At 70.3% G+C, this 14132-nt stretch carries 15 protein-coding genes; 7 read left to right on the top strand and 8 right to left on the bottom strand.

The annotated features are described in order from the left end of the window. The 4 genes from BM236_RS19255 to BM236_RS16315 all read right to left on the bottom strand — a co-directional run. Positions 1-186 (bottom strand): hypothetical protein (locus BM236_RS19255; RefSeq protein ID WP_217645381.1); only part of this gene is annotated, 186 nt, incomplete at its 3' end. A 31-nt stretch (positions 187-217) separates the two neighbouring features. Then, the gene (locus BM236_RS16305; RefSeq protein WP_091125985.1) at positions 218-1804 is read right to left on the bottom strand and encodes a S8 family peptidase; all 1587 of its coding nucleotides are present in this window, start codon (positions 1802-1804) and stop codon (positions 218-220) included. Positions 1805-1839: 35 nt separating this feature from the next. After that, positions 1840-2322: a hypothetical protein gene (locus tag BM236_RS16310; RefSeq protein ID WP_091125987.1), complete on the bottom strand. Its 483-nt coding sequence runs from the start codon at positions 2320-2322 to the stop codon at positions 1840-1842. Then, complete coding sequence (locus tag BM236_RS16315) at positions 2322-2927, bottom strand: RNA polymerase sigma factor (protein ID WP_091125990.1); 606 nt, start codon at positions 2925-2927, stop codon at positions 2322-2324. Before BM236_RS16315 ends, BM236_RS16310 begins: the two co-directional genes overlap by 1 nt. 183 nt (positions 2928-3110) lie before the next feature. Here BM236_RS16315 and BM236_RS16320 point away from each other — a divergent pair, with 183 nt between their 5' ends. Beyond that, a complete protein-coding gene (locus BM236_RS16320) occupies positions 3111-4238 on the top strand; it encodes a lipid II:glycine glycyltransferase FemX (protein ID WP_091125991.1) in 1128 nt (375 codons plus the stop codon). After that, the gene (locus BM236_RS16325; RefSeq protein ID WP_091125994.1) at positions 4235-5278 is read left to right on the top strand and encodes an alanine racemase; all 1044 of its coding nucleotides are present in this window, start codon (positions 4235-4237) and stop codon (positions 5276-5278) included. The genes BM236_RS16320 and BM236_RS16325 overlap by 4 nt, the downstream gene beginning before the upstream one ends. Here BM236_RS16325 and BM236_RS16330 read toward each other — a convergent pair. Further along, complete coding sequence (locus tag BM236_RS16330) at positions 5239-6627, bottom strand: glycosyltransferase family 87 protein (RefSeq protein ID WP_091125995.1); 1389 nt, start codon at positions 6625-6627, stop codon at positions 5239-5241. The genes BM236_RS16325 and BM236_RS16330 overlap by 40 nt on opposite strands. A gap of 9 nt (positions 6628-6636) precedes the next feature. Continuing rightward, positions 6637-9042: a transglycosylase domain-containing protein gene (locus tag BM236_RS16335; protein ID WP_245750384.1), complete on the bottom strand. Its 2406-nt coding sequence runs from the start codon at positions 9040-9042 to the stop codon at positions 6637-6639. Between the two features lie 176 nt (positions 9043-9218). Here BM236_RS16335 and BM236_RS16340 point away from each other — a divergent pair, with 176 nt between their 5' ends. From BM236_RS16340 to BM236_RS16355, 5 genes are all read left to right on the top strand, one after another. Then, complete coding sequence (locus tag BM236_RS16340; RefSeq protein ID WP_091125998.1) at positions 9219-9809, top strand: PadR family transcriptional regulator; 591 nt, start codon at positions 9219-9221, stop codon at positions 9807-9809. Positions 9810-9830: 21 nt separating this feature from the next. Then, complete coding sequence (locus BM236_RS16345) at positions 9831-10913, top strand: inositol-3-phosphate synthase (protein ID WP_091126000.1); 1083 nt, start codon at positions 9831-9833, stop codon at positions 10911-10913. Between the two features lie 137 nt (positions 10914-11050). Further along, positions 11051-11518: a hypothetical protein gene (locus BM236_RS16350; RefSeq protein WP_139230133.1), complete on the top strand. Its 468-nt coding sequence runs from the start codon at positions 11051-11053 to the stop codon at positions 11516-11518. Beyond that, positions 11497-11742 carry a hypothetical protein gene (locus BM236_RS19440; protein WP_245750385.1) on the top strand — a complete coding sequence of 82 codons (246 nt, stop codon included), beginning with the start codon at positions 11497-11499 and terminating at the stop codon, positions 11740-11742. The genes BM236_RS16350 and BM236_RS19440 overlap by 22 nt, the downstream gene beginning before the upstream one ends. Further along, entirely contained in the window at positions 11733-12089 is a 357-nt protein-coding gene (locus BM236_RS16355; protein ID WP_245750386.1) for a GntR family transcriptional regulator, read from the top strand. The genes BM236_RS19440 and BM236_RS16355 overlap by 10 nt, the downstream gene beginning before the upstream one ends. 11 nt (positions 12090-12100) lie before the next feature. Here the strand turns inward: BM236_RS16355 and BM236_RS16360 are convergent, their stop codons facing one another. Together BM236_RS16360 and BM236_RS16365 are read right to left on the bottom strand one after the other, a co-directional pair. Beyond that, positions 12101-12583 (bottom strand): SRPBCC family protein, encoded by a 483-nt coding sequence (locus tag BM236_RS16360; RefSeq protein WP_091126006.1) that lies wholly within the window; start codon positions 12581-12583, stop codon positions 12101-12103. Between the two features lie 47 nt (positions 12584-12630). Continuing rightward, complete coding sequence (locus BM236_RS16365) at positions 12631-14049, bottom strand: CCA tRNA nucleotidyltransferase (protein WP_425434209.1); 1419 nt, start codon at positions 14047-14049, stop codon at positions 12631-12633. Between the last annotated feature and the right edge of the window lie 83 nt (positions 14050-14132).

Here is a 14132-nt window from a genome sequence, read left to right on the forward strand (position 1 = left end):
ATCTAGTGCGCTTCGGAGATCCGACTTGTCGGTCGCGACGTAAGCCATGCTGGCCTCGATCCGTGCCCGAAGCGTGGATCGAGTCGTACGTCCCAACGCGCGCTCCATGTAGCGGGTCGCGAGCGCCAAGCGCCCGGCGTTCATCGCGATGACCCCGCGCCGGTGTAGCTCCTCGGCCGATAGCACGCCTACATCATGGCGTGTGCCTGTGGCTGCGTCAGTCCTCTCCGTCGGCGAGGGAGATCTGGGTGACCTCGGTGACCGCATCCCATCCCCGGGCGACTGCCTTTGCCGGCTCGTCGCCGCTGGCAAGCCACGGGATCAGCGCCTTCGCGATCTTGCCGGCCACGACCGGTGCTGCGAACGACGTGCCGCTCCACACCGCGAAACCTCCACGCTTCTTCCAGCCCCGGAAGTCGTCGGGATCGATCGACTCCCGGATGTGTCCGAACGCCTTGGTCTCCGCCTCCGGCTCAAGACCGCCTTGGAAGGGCGGCATCGTGCTGAAGACGGCCGAGGCCTGCTCATAGGCTCGAACCCACGGCCCAGTGTTGCTGTAAAGAGCAACTGTGCCGTTGGGATTGCGAGCCCCGACCGAGACGATCGGTGTCTGCTCCGCGCTGGGTCTGATCGGGCCCTTGCCGTTCTTCCAGGGCGCGAAGGCCGCAGGGTAGTTCTCTCGAGCGGTGGCGTCGTTGCCCGCCGAGCACACAACGACGACGCCACGCTTGTTGAGCTCTTCGAGCACCGAGTAGAGCGAGATGTCGAAGAGCTCATCCTCCGGCGTCTCGTGGTAATAGCCGATCGAGAGGCTCAGCACGTCGATGGGGTGACCGCCGGGCAGGCCCTCCTGATGACGGCGAACGAGCTCAACGATCTGGGCGAGCGCGGTGATCCAGACGAACTCCGAGACCGGGCCGTCCGGCGGCATGATCCGCCACGAGAGGATCTCGACGTCGGGACAATTCTGGAGGATCAAACCGGCGATGAAGGTTCCATGCCCCGCGTGGGGGTCGAGCAGTCCGTCAAGGCCGCCGACCGTATCCGGATCTTTCTCAGAGTCCGGGATGGTGTGGTCGAACCCGATCGTGTGACCGTCCAGCTTGACGTCCTTCTTGACGACGCCGTCCAGCCAGGGATGGGTTCCGCAACCCGTGTCGAGCATCGCGACGACGGGCCGCCGGGGCTCGACGTCCGTCTGTCGGACGGGCGCGGGACCCGTGTACGCAACCGGCTGAAGTCCGCCGGTTCCCGGGACCGCATAGGTACTCACCGGATTCGTCGCCCCGAACGGGTGCCCGATGTCGAACGGGTGCCCGATGTCGAACGGGTGCCCGATGTCGAACGGGTGCCCGATCTCGAACGGCGTGTTGGCCACCACGTGGTCGAGGCTTACTCCGTTGACACGCTTTCTGTTGCGGCGCCGGGCCTGCTGCAGCACCACCCAGGCGTCCGGCGCAAGTGCGACGTCATCTGCCTCGAGGAACAGCTTCACGCTCCTGACTCCGAACGGCAGCTTGTCGGCGACCGGATCGTGCACCTCTTCGACACCCCAGCCAAGCGGCTTTGCTGCCTCGGCGATGGCGTCGAACGCGCGCTGGAAGTCGACCGCCTTCGAGATGAGGAGCCTGTTCCCGACGTACACGGTCGGAAGGATCTCGATGCCCTCCACGCCCTCGACGCCGACAGCGGTTCCCGGATCTAGCAGACGGCCGTTGATGGAGGGCATGTTCTCGGGCCGCGGCATCTGGGGGACTCTGCCGCGGTGCTTCTGCCGGGGGCGGTCGTCGTCGGGCTTGCTCACTGCTGTTCTCCTGTGGGGTGGCGAACGGGTCGGGGTCAGATCTCGAAGCTCGGCGTGACGAACGGCGGCCGGTCGTCGTGCGGCTCCAGGCGGAGCCGCACCAGGCCGAGCGGTACGTCGGGGATGTCGAAGCGGCCGCTGTCGGACACTAGCGCTCCGTGAACCGAGCCGTTGTCGTGCAGGACGCGCACCGTGATCGGCTCCGGCGGGACGACCCAGCCGTCGATCCGCGACGAGTCGCCGTCCGGCGCCACCCGCAGCAGCAGGTCGATCTGGCCGTGCACGAACCGCAGCGTGTAGACCGACCGGGTCGCCGCCTCGGTCGAGCGCGTTCCGGCCAGCGTGGAGCTCTGCTCCAGCAGCGTCATCAGCTCGACGTCCATGTCGAACCCCAGGTCCGCGGCGGCGGCTCGCGCCACGCCCTGCATCCGGGACACCAGGCCGCTGGGGGCGGGGTCGTGGTCGTCGTACACAGAACGGACGACCGCCAGCAGCTGCTCGCGGCTCATCTCACTCATCACAGCTCTCCTGCTTCGATCAAGGCGACCCGCAGCTTGGCCAGGCAGCGGCCGCGGGTCGGGCCGATGCTGCCGATGGGCATACCGAGGTCACTCGCGAGGCTCGCGTAGTCGGGTCGGTTCTCGAACGCGACGACCCGCAGGAGCCGACGGCACCGGTCCGGGAGGCCGTCGACCGCGTCCCACAGGCGGGTGCGGCTGTCCGCCTCGACCACGACGGCCTCGCTGGAGCGCTGCCGCGGCAGGTGCGGCGCCAGCTCGTCTGCTTCGGTCGGCGTGGACCGGTTGGTCGCCTTGGCGACGCGCCAGGCCTCGCGGCGCGCCGTCATCGTCAGCCAGCCACCGACGGCGGCGGTGTCGAGGATCGCCGAGCTGCGGCGGACGAAGGCCAGCCAGGTGGTCTGGATGACGTCCTCCGCAGCCTCGGCGTCCAGGCGGTAGGCCCGCACGACGTGCCACAACACGGGTGACATCACCCGCACCAGGTCGTCCAACGCCGATGGATCCCCCGCTACCCACCGGTCGAAGGCGTCGGCAGACTGTGCCCACACGTCGCCCGGGGCATGCCCGGCCTCACCGCGCTCGGTGATCGTGGTGCTGCTCATGGGTCTAACTCCCCGAGTGCTCGTCACTGTCACGACCCCCGAGGAGCATCGGGAGGTCGGGTTGATACATCACCCGAGAGAGTTCTTCCGCGTGCCGATCGGCCGGCCACGAGACCAGAGTGGCACCGATCGCCGCGGATGGGGAGGCCCGGAGCCTCCGACGCCGTCCCGTAGGGTCTCGGTGTGCCTCTCACCGTCCGACCGATCAGCGCCGAGGAGCATCTCCGCTTCGTGGATCGGCAGAGCGTCGACCGGCAGCGCGCGGTCAGCTTCCTGCAGACCCCGGCCTGGGCGCGGGTCAAGACCGAGTGGCGCTCGGAGTCGCTCGGCTGGTTCGACGGCCCGACGCTCGTCGGTGCCGGGCTCGTGCTCCACCGCCCCGTCCCGAAGCTGAAGCGCTACACCCTCGCCTACCTCCCCGAGGGCCCCGCGATCGACTGGTCCGGGGACCTCGCCGAGTGGCTCGACCCGCTCGCGGCCCACCTCAAGGCCGAGGGCGCCTTCGCGATCCGGCTCGGCCCGCCGGTCCGCACGGCCACCTGGAGCGCGGCCCAGGTCAAGGAGGGCGTCGCGTCGGCCGACGTACGCCGGCTGAGCGACCTCGCCCCGGAGCACCGCGACCCCGCGGGAGCCCGCGTGGTCAGCCAGCTTCGGGCGGCCGGGTGGCTCGCCCAGTCGCCCGAGGACGGCTTCGGCGTCGGCCAGCCGCAGTACACCTACGAGATCCCGCTGGCCGGCCGGACCGAGGCGGACCTGCTCAAGGGCATGAACCAGCTGTGGCGCCGCAACATCAAGCGTGCGGAGAAGGAGGGTGTCGAGGTCACCACCGGGAGCGACCTCGAGGCGTTCCACGACCTCTACGTCCACACCGCCGAGCGCGACCACTTCACGCCGCGGCCGCTGGCCTACTTCAAGACCATGGTCGGTGCGATGAGCGCCGAGGACCCCGAGCGGATCAAGCTCTACTTCGCCCACCACGAGGGCGACCTGGTCGCCGCCACCATCCTCGTCAAGGTCGGCGCGCACGCGTGGTACTCCTACGGCGCCTCCTCCACCGAGAAGCGCGAGGTGCGCGGCTCCAACGCCCTGCAGTGGGCGATGATCCGGGACTCCCTCGGCGCCGGCTGCGACGTCTACGACCTGCGCGGGATCACGCCCACCCTCTCCGCCGACGACCCGCACGTCGGACTGATCCAGTTCAAGGCCGGCACCGGTGGCCAGGCCGTCGAGTACGCCGGCGAGTGGGACCTGCCGCTGCGGCCGGTGCTCTACAAGGCTTTCGACGTCTACATGAAGCGCCGCGCCCGATGAGCCTGGACCTCCGCGTGGACGGGCCGCGCTGGCGCCACCACCTGCGCTCCGTCGCCGGCTCGACGCCGGGCCTGGTCCCGGTCGCCAAGGGCAACGGCTACGGCCTCGGGCTCGGCAGCCTCGCGCGTCGCGCCGAGTGGCTGGGTGTCGACACCCTCGCCGTCGGGACCTACGACGAGCTCTTGGAGGTGGCGCAGCGCTTCCCCGGTGACCTGCTCGTCCTCACGCCGTGGCGGCCGTGGGTCGCTCCGCTCGCCCCGGAGCTGCGCAAGCGGGTCATCCACACCGTCTCCCGGCCCGACGACCTCGGTGCGCTGACCACCCAGGAGCCGGGCGCGCGCGTGGTGCTGGAGCGGATGACGTCGATGCGCCGGCACGGGCTGAGCGCGGCGGAGCTGTGGGACCTCGCTCCGGTCGCGCGGCGTCGCGCCCGGGTCGAGGGCGTGGCCATCCACCTGCCGATGACGGGCGCGAACGGCCCCGAGGTCATGCGCCTCATGGACGACGTGGTCGGCGCCGAGGCGAACGCCGTGTGGGTCAGCCACCTGACCACGGCCGAGCTGAGCAGGCTCCAGAGCGCCTACCCCGACATCACCGTGCGTCCGCGCGTCGGCACGGGCCTCTGGCTCGGCGACCGCGGTGCGCTCGAGGTCACCGCCAAGGTGCTCGACGTGCACGCCCTCTCGCGGGGCGACAGCTACGGCTACCGGCAGCGCCGGCTGACCTCGACCCAGCCCGGTGGCCACCTCGTGATCGCCAGCGGAGGCACCGCCCACGGCATCGGGCTGGCCGCCCCCTCCGGCAGCGGCGGTCTCCGGGGCCGCGCCGCGGTCGCCGCGAAGGGCGGCCTGGAGACGCTGGGCGTGCTCCGGTCGCCGTACCTCCTGGACGGGAAGCCGCTGCACTTCGCCGAGCCCCCGCACATGCAGGCCTCGATGCTGCTCCTGCCGCGCGGCGCCCGCGTCCCCGAGGTCGGCGAGGCGCTCGGGGTCCGGGTCCGCTACACCGCGACGACGTTCGACTCGGTCACGATCTCCTGAGCCCGGGCTCGCCTGAACCACGACAGGACCACCAGCGCGACGAGGAAGAGCTCCCCGAGGATCCGCACCAGGACGGCCAGCGTGTAGAACGGGTGGCTGCCGCCGGCCGCGGAGTTGAGGAACGTCGCGAGGTACCACCAGACGGCCGCGAAGTAGACGAGCTCGGCGCCCTGCCAGATCAGCTGGTCGCGCCAGCGCGGCCGGGCCAGCACGGCGAGCGGCAGCAACCACAAGACGTACTGCGGCGAGTAGACCTTGTTGACCAGCAGGAAGCCGGCCACGATCACCAGCCCCAGCTCCGCGAGGGTCGGCGCACGCCGGGCGGTCATGCCCAGCACCAGCACCGCCGCGCACCAGGCAGCGAAGAACAGCCACGACCAGGTGTTGATCGTGTCCACCGCGAACGTGGTGCCGAAGACGTCCTGCATCACGAGCCACACCGACCCGAGGTCAGCGGCTCGCGAGGAGTTGAAGGACCAGAAGACCTTCCACTGGTCCGGACCGGACACGTACGCCGGCAGGTTGACCAGCACCCAGGCGGCTCCCGCTCCGGTCACCGCACGCAGCAGCCCGGACCAGCGCCGGGAGCGCCAGGCGAGGACCGCCACGGCGCCGAGGAGGAAGAGCGGGTAGAGCTTGACGGCCGCGCCGACGCCGATCAGCACGCCGGTCCACCCGGGCCGCCCGCGGGACCAGGTCCACAGCGCGCCGGCGACGCAGACGACCGCGAGCAGGTCCCAGTTGACCAGCCCCGCGAACAGCAGCGCGGGTGACATCGCGAAGGCCGCCGCGTCCCACGGCCGGCGCCGACGCACGCCGGCCAGCAGCCAGGTCGCGAGCAGCGCGAGGGCCGCGAAGCCCACCGCGTTGACCACGACGAAGAGACCGATCTCGTGGTGGACCGCCGGCATGCCCCAGAGCTGGTCGACGGGTGCCTCGTAGCGCGGGTCCAGAGGCGGTGAGCCGTTGATCCAGTGCGTCACCCACGCCGTGCCCCACGCCCAGTAGGCGATGCCGACCGGGTACTCCATGACCTCGTAGCGCGCGCGCACCTGCGGGTCGTCGCTGAACGGCCAGGCCAGCTCGGCGAAGCCCCGACCCGTGTAGAGGTACGGCAGGTCGGAGTAGCACATCTGGCTGTAGCGGGCGGTGCCGTCCTCCCAGGTGTCGGCGAAGCAACCCGACTTCTGCACCATCCCCAGCGCGAACGTCAGCGCCGTGAGGACGAGCAGCAGCCGGACCGGCGTCCACCAGCGGTGACCGCCCGCGTGCCCACCCCGGGGACCACCGACGGCCTCGCTCAGCGCGAGGGCGACAGGGTCGTCCTGAGTGGGGTGTACGACGGCCACGGACTGCGGCTAGTCGCTCTCGTTGCGGCCGGCGGCACCGCCGCCACCACCACCACCTGCGCCGCCACCGCCACCGGTGCCGCCACCTGTCCCGCCTCCCGGGCCCGGCGTGTTGCAGGTGCCGAGGATGCTGCAGTCGGTGGGGTCGGGGGACGGGGGCGTCGTCGACGGCGGAGCCTGCGTCGTCGCCGGAGGCGGCGGCGGAGCCTGCGTCGTCGCCGGTGGCGGCGGCGGCTTCTGCGTCTTCTTCGGCTTCGGTTCCTTGGTCTTCGGCGGCTTCGGCGGTGCCGGCGCCTTGGTCGGGACCGGCTCGTGCTCGTGGTCGGGCGCGTCGCCGTCGACCCACGCCGGCGGCGGGAAGTCGAGCTTCTCCTGCCCCTCGAGATCCCGCTCCATCACCGCGAGCCAGGTGTCGGTCGGGTAGTCGGCGCCGAAGTACGACGGCATCCAGCCGTCGAGCTGCTCGCGACCCTTGCCGCGGACGTACATCACCGCGGTCGACAGCTGCGGCGTCATGCCCACGAACCAGGCCGACGACACCTCGCCGTCGTCGTTGGTCGCCGTTCCCGTCTTGCCCGCCGCGGGCCGATCGAGCGCGAGCGCGCTGCGCCCGGTCCCGGACTTGACGACCTGCTGCATCGCGTAGGCGACGTCGGCGGCGATGTCGGGGTCGATGACCTGCTCGGTGTGGTTCTTCCACTGGTAGCGGACGGAACCGCTGCGATCGACCACCTTCGTGATGACGTGGACGTCGGCGCGCTTCCCGCCGGCCGCGATGGTGGCGTAGGCGTTGGCCATGTTGATCGGGCTGACCTGCGCCTTGCCGAGCGTGATCAGGGTGTCGTCGGGCGACAGGTCGGGCGTCTTGGCCGGGATGCCGGGCAGGTCCTGCTCGGGGGTCGCCGGTGCGAGCCCCATCTTCGTCGCGGTCCCGTAGATCTTCTTCGGGCCGTTGGGGATGGCGCTCGACATGTCCACGAACGCGGTGTTCACCGACTGCTCGAGGGCGGTGAGCGCCGTGATGTGCGCGCCGTAGGAGTGGCCGTTGGCCTCGCCGGCCTGCTCACCCTCGTTGTGGACCTGGAGCGTGGAGCCGGGGAAGGTGAAGGGCGAGTTGCCGTCGAAGGTGTCCTTCAGCGAGAACCCGCTCTCCAGCGCGGTCGCCAGCGTGAAGGGCTTCATCGTGGAGCCGGCCATGCCGCCCGCCGAGGCCCAGTTGATCTCCGACTTCAGGAAGTCCTGACCGCCGTAGAACCCGAGCAGGGCGCCCGTGCCGGGCTGCACGGAGGCGACGCCGACATGGAGCTGCTTGTCGGTGATCTTGCCGGTGCCGTCCTTCGTCTCGGTCGGCGCGACCTCCTTGACCGACTCCTCGGCGTTGGTCATCGCGTCCTTGCTGAACGTGGTCGTCACCCGCAGACCACCGCCGGTGATCTCCTCGTCGGTGAAGCCGAGCTGGTGCAGCTCGTTGTCCACGAGGGCGAGCATGTGACCACGCTGGCCGCCCTTGGCCGAGCTCGCCTTGACCTTCGGGAACTTCGGCAGCGCGACCGAGGCGTCAGCGGCCTCCGCGTCGGTGATGTCACCGGCGTCGGCCATCGAGCGCAGCACGTAGCGGTAGCGCTGCAGCAGCGCGGCCGCGCTCGACTCGCCGTTGGCGGGGTCCAGCCGGTAGGGGTTGTTGAGCACCGCGCTCAGCACCGCGCACTGCTGGAGGTCCAGCTTGGCGGCGGGCTTGTCGAAGTACGCGTGGGCCGCGGCCTCGATGCCGTAGGCGCCCCGGCCGAAGTAGATGGTGTTGAGGTAGCCCTCGAGGATCTCCGTCTTGCTCTTCGTGCGCTGCAGCTTGAGGGAGAGGAAGGCCTCCTTCACCTTGCGCGTGTAGGTCCGCTCCTGGTTGAGGTAGAGGATCTTCACGTACTGCTGGGTGATCGTCGAGGCGCCCTGGGTGGTCCCTCCCCCCTTGGCGTTGCTGAACGCCGCGCGGATGATGCCCTTCGGGTCGATGCCGTGGTCGGTCCAGAAGGTCCGGTTCTCGGCGTCGACGACGCCCTGCTTCATGCAGTCGGGCATGTCGGCGTACGGGATCGACTCGCGGTTCTGCACCGCGAACTGGCCGATCTTGGTCTTGCCGCCGCTGTAGTAGATGTTCGTCGTCTGGGTCTGGAACGCCTCGTTGGCGCTCGGGATCGTCGTCTTCTGGTAGGCGACGAAGAGGACGACGGCCAGCAGGACGAAGAGGCTGAGGCCGGCGATCAGGCCCCACTTGAGCAGCCAGAGCAGCCAGCCCTTGACGCCCTGCGGCCGCTTGCGCGCCGGCTTGCGGGGCTTGCCGCGACCCCGTGCGGGTGCCTTCTTCGCGGGCGCGCGGCGTCCGCCGGCGCGTCCGTTGTTCCCAGGGGTCGGAGCACTCACGGGGGAACAGGTTACGCACCGACCCCAGCGAATCCCGCCTTCACGAGAAGCGTCGGCCGTACGTCGGCGCGCACGGCCCCGATGACAGGCGGAGGATCGGTCGTGAGTGAGCCCGACATCACTCGCCGATGTACCGGGGGTTCGCAACGCCCGGATATATCGCTACGATAGGTCGCATGGCACGTCGCGCAGAGACCATCGAGCTCGCGGTCCTCGGACTGCTGCACGAGGGCCCGATGCACGGCTACGAGCTGCGCAAGCGGCTCAACCTCATGCTCGGTTGGGGGAGGGTGCTGTCCTACGGCTCGCTCTACCCCACCCTGAAGAAGATGCTGCGGGCCCACCTCATCGAGGAGGAGACGGCGTCGGTCACCCCGGTGACGCGTCGCCCGCGGATCGTCTACCGGGTCACCGAGTCGGGACATCGGGAGTTCGAGCGCCTGATGTCGGAGGTCGGCCCCACCGCCTGGGAGGACGACAACTTCGACATCAGGTTCGCGTTCTTCGGTCGCACCGACATGGAGATCAGGCTGCGCGTCCTCGAAGGACGTCGTACCCGCCTCCAGGAGCGGCTGGACCGCATCCAGCGCGAGCTGTCGATGACCCAGGCCGAGGTCGACCGATACGCCGGCGAGCTGCAACGGCACGGCGTCGAGCAGGTCGAGCGAGAGGTTCGGTGGCTCTCCGACCTCATCAATGCCGAGAGGAACCCGGCAACAGATCCGATCCAGCGGAGCGCAGTAGAGGGCGACCCGCACGCCTCGTAAGTCACTAGGAAGGGAGCCCTGATGGGTTCGGTACGCGTAGCAATCGTGGGAGTCGGCAACTGCGCCAGCTCCTTGGTCCAGGGTGTCGAGTACTACAGGGACGCGGACGCGTCCACCACGGTGCCCGGCCTGATGCACGTCAAGTTCGGTGACTACCACGTCTCCGACGTCGAGTTCGTCGCCGCGTTCGACGTCGACGACAAGAAGGTCGGCAAGGACCTCTCCGAGGCCATCAACGCCTCCGAGAACAACACCATCAAGATCGCCGACGTCCCGTTCAAGCACGTCGAGGTCCAGCGCGGCCCGACGCTCGACGGCCTCGGCAAGTACTACAAGCAGACGATCGAGGAGTCGGCCGCCGAGCCAGTCGACGTCGTCAAGGTGCTCAAGGACAACCAGGTCGACGTCCTCGTCGCCTACCTGCCCGTGGGCTCCGAGGAGGCCGACAAGTTCTACGCCCAGTGCGCGATCGACGCCGGCGTGGCCTTCGTCAACGCGCTCCCGGTCTTCATCGCCTCCGACCCCGAGTGGGCGAAGAAGTTCGAGGACGCCGGCGTCCCGATCGTCGGCGACGACATCAAGTCACAGGTCGGTGCCACCATCACCCACCGCGTGATGGCGAAGCTCTTCGAGGACCGCGGCGTCGCGCTGGACCGCACCTACCAGCTCAACGTCGGCGGCAACATGGACTTCAAGAACATGCTCGAGCGCGAGCGTCTCGAGTCCAAGAAGGTCTCCAAGACCCAGGCCGTCACCTCCAACCTCAAGGGCGAGCTGGCCGGCAAGATCGACGACAAGAACGTCCACATCGGTCCGTCGGACTACGTCCAGTGGCTCGACGACCGCAAGTGGGCCTACGTCCGCCTCGAGGGTCGCGCCTTCGGTGACGTCCCGCTCAACCTGGAGTACAAGCTCGAGGTCTGGGACTCCCCCAACAGCGCCGGCATCATCATCGACGCCGTCCGCGCCGCCAAGATCGCCAAGGACCGCGGCATCGGCGGCCCGATCATCCCGGCGTCGGCGTACCTCATGAAGAGCCCGCCGGTCCAGATCGAGGACACCGAGGGTCGCGCGCTGCTGGAGAAGTTCATCTCCGGCGAGTGAACCCCCGCTCCACCCGAAGGCCCCGTCTCCCCGAGGAGGCGGGGCCTTCGCCCTTTGTGCCAGGCCCTTGACACAAAGCACGCGCACCGCGAGGCTGCGGCTTGTATCACTGGCCCGACACAAAGGTGCTGGACGCGATGGGCGGCCCTCTCCTCCTCCTGCTGGTCCTGCTCCTGCTCGTCCTCGCCGCCCTCGCGGGCCTCGGCCGCCGCACCGACGTGGTGCCGCGACGCGAGTGGCGGCTGGTGCAGGCGACGCGCGTCCTCGGCGTCGTCGCAGGCGGGTACGCCGCGTTCGCCGTCGCCCGGCCGCGCGAGAGCGTGCTCCCGGAGGGATGGGACCGCGGCTACGGCGCCGGCCAGATGCTCGCGCCAGCGGCCTTCGGCCTCGTGGTGCTGCTGTTCATCGCCTTCGGCGAGACGGTCGTCCGGGCGCCCCGACCGGACGGGCCGCGCACCGCTTCCCTGCGCCCGCGCGCGGCCCGCCACTACCGGCCGCGGCCGTGCTCGCGATCGCTGCCCTCGCCGCCCGCCAGGTCGCCCGGCGACCGCGCGGGCTCGCGACCACCGACCACGGTGACGACGTGCTGCGACGCCGCTCGCTGATCGTGATCGTGGCGGCGGTGGGCGTGGCGACCGCCTTCAGCCAGGTCGGCATCGGATGGGTGGCCAGCTCGGCCCTGCTCGACCTGGACGACGGCTGTGCACCGGCCTGGGCGGACCCGGCCGCTGTCGTGATCGGCGCCAGCGCGGTCGTCGCGCTCTTCGTCGGGCTGTGGTGCCTGGTCCGGATCGTCAGCAACGACTCCCTGGAGCGCCCGTGGAGCTGACCGTCGACCCGAGCGATCCACTGCCGCCGTACGAACAGGTCCGTCGGCGGCTGCACGACCTGATCACGGCCGGCGCGCTGGCCGATGACGAGCGGCTGCCGCCCGTGCGCCAGCTCGCCGGTGACCTCGGCCTCGCAGCGGGGACCGTCGCCCGGGCCTACAAGCTCCTCGAGGAGGAGGGGCTGCTGCTCACCCGTCGCGGTGCGGGCACGCGGGTGCGCCGGTCGGCCGGCGCTGGCCCGCGCGGGCGCCTGCTCGGCGAGCAGACCGCGACCTTCGTCGCCCGCGCCCGCGAGCTCGGCTTCACCGCCGACGAGATCAGACGCGCCGTCGACGGCGCGCTCTGAGCCGCTCGCGCTCAGTCGTCGAGCTCGGCCTCGATGCGCTCGAGAGTCCGGCTCATCCCGTCGAGCAGCTCGGCGGTGAACGGCTCTTGACCACCGAGCGCGATCTTCGTGAGGACCCGGGACGCCAGCGAGATTCCGTCCGGCGTCTCGCGGCGGTGGGTGACGACCGTGCCGCCGTCGACGGCCGGCTCGAGCTGGAAGGACCAGATCGTGTGGTTCTCAAAGATCCGGAAGGCGAAGTCGCTGTGCGGGGTGAAGCGGACCACCTTCGCCGTGGTCGGCCAGCGCTTCGGACCCTGCCGGTTGACGTTGACGAAGCGCGCTCCCAGCTTCACCCGGCCGCCGAGCACGACGCTCCTGACGACCTGCGGGCTCCACTCCGGCATGCGGGCCACGTCGGTGACGAGAGCCCAGACCTGGGCGGGTGACGCGGCGACGGTGATGGTGGCCTCGAGGTCGGAACCGGTGGCGGAGGCAGCTGCAGTGGTCGTCATGCCGCGAGGTTACCGGCGGGTCACTTTCGCTGTGAAGAACCGACCGGTCAGCGGGACGCCCACCACTCGCGCAGCCGCGCCTCGGCGTCCTCCTCGGACAGCGGCCCCTCGTCGAGGCGCAGCTCCATGAGGAACCGGTAGGCCTCGCCGACCTGGCGGCCGGGCGGGAGGTCGAGGATCGCCATGATCTGGTTGCCGTCCAGGGCCGGCCGCAGCGCGGCGAGCTCCTCGTCCGCGGCGAGCCGGTCGATGCGCTCCTCGAGGGCGTCGTAGGTGCGCCAGAGCCGCTCGGCCTTGCGACGGTTCCGCGTGGTGCAGTCGGCCCGGGTGAGGAGGTGCAGCCGGTCGAGCTGGTCGCCCGCGTCGCGGACGTAGCGGCGGACGGCGGAGTCGGTCCACTCGCCCGAGCCGTAGCCGTGGAAGCGAAGGTGCAGCTCGACGAGATGGGCGACCGCGTCGATGTCCGCGTTGGAGAACTTCAGCGCCTGCATCCGCTTGCGGGTCAGCTTGGCGCCCACGACGTCGTGGTGGTGGAAGGTGACGGTGCCGTCGTCGACGAAGCGGCGGGTCCGCGGCTTGCCGACGTCGTGCATCAGCGCCGCGAACCGGGCCACGAAGTCCGGGCCACCGCCGGGGAGCCGCTTCTCGAGGTCCATCGTCTGCTCGAGCACGGTGAGGGTGTGCTCGTAGACGTCCTTGTGCCGGTGGTGCTCGTCGCGCTCGAGCTGCAGTGCGGGCAGCTCGGGGAGCACCCGCTCGGCCAGGCCCGTGTCGACGAGCAGCGTCAGACCCTTGCGGGGGTACGGCGCCGTGACCAGCTTGACCAGCTCGTCGCGGACCCGCTCGGCGCTGATGATCGCGATCCGGTCGGCCATCTCCGTCATCGCCGCGACGACCTCGGGCGCGACGTCGAAGCCGAGCTGCGCGGCGAACCGGGCCGCACGCATCATCCGGAGCGGGTCGTCGGAGAAGGAGGACTCGGGCGTGCCCGGCGTACGGATCACGCGGGTGGCCAGGTCGACGACGCCGCCGTAGAGGTCGACCACCTCGCGGCCGGGCAGGCGGACCGCCATCGCGTTGACCGTGAAGTCCCGCCGCACCAGGTCACCGGCCAGCGAGTCGCCGAAGCTCACGTCGGGGTTGCGGGAGGCGGGGTCGTAGGTCTCGGAGCGGTACGTCGTCACCTCGACCTGCCACGGGCCCTTGCGACAGCCGATGGTGCCGAAGTCGCGGCCCATGTCCCAGGTCCCGTCGCCCCACTTCTTGAGGATCCGCTCGGTGTCGTCGGGGCGCGCGGAGGTGGTGAAGTCGAGGTCGTTGTGCTGGCGGCCGAGCATCGCGTCGCGGACCGGGCCACCGACGAGGGCGAGCTCGTGGCCCGCCTCTGCGAAGAGCGCCCCGAGCTCGTCGATCACCGGCCCGATGCGGTCCAGCTCGGCGGTCACCGAGCGCTGCACGTCGGCGATCGTCAGGGAGGGGAGCTCGGTCTCGGACACGGGGGGACAGTCTAAGTGTCACGAGGCGGCGATGCCTGATCGCCGAGCGCGCC

Origin of the sequence: Nocardioides terrae (assembly GCF_900112345.1) — a bacterium.
GTDB lineage: Bacteria > Actinomycetota > Actinomycetes > Propionibacteriales > Nocardioidaceae > Nocardioides > Nocardioides terrae.

Excerpts from the sequence above, each read along its gene's own strand:
- BM236_RS16310 (WP_091125987.1), bottom strand. The coding sequence starts at position 2,322 with ATGAGTGAGATGAGCCGCGAGCAGCTGCTGGCGGTCGTCCGTTCTGTG.
- BM236_RS16325 (WP_091125994.1), top strand. The coding sequence starts at position 4,235 with ATGAGCCTGGACCTCCGCGTGGACGGGCCGCGCTGGCGCCACCACCTG.
- BM236_RS16345 (WP_091126000.1), top strand. The coding sequence starts at position 9,831 with ATGGGTTCGGTACGCGTAGCAATCGTGGGAGTCGGCAACTGCGCCAGC.
- BM236_RS16340 (WP_091125998.1), top strand. The coding sequence starts at position 9,219 with ATGGCACGTCGCGCAGAGACCATCGAGCTCGCGGTCCTCGGACTGCTG.
- BM236_RS16350 (WP_139230133.1), top strand. The coding sequence starts at position 11,051 with ATGGGCGGCCCTCTCCTCCTCCTGCTGGTCCTGCTCCTGCTCGTCCTC.
- BM236_RS16315 (WP_091125990.1), bottom strand. The coding sequence starts at position 2,927 with ATGAGCAGCACCACGATCACCGAGCGCGGTGAGGCCGGGCATGCCCCG.
- BM236_RS16360 (WP_091126006.1), bottom strand. The coding sequence starts at position 12,583 with ATGACGACCACTGCAGCTGCCTCCGCCACCGGTTCCGACCTCGAGGCC.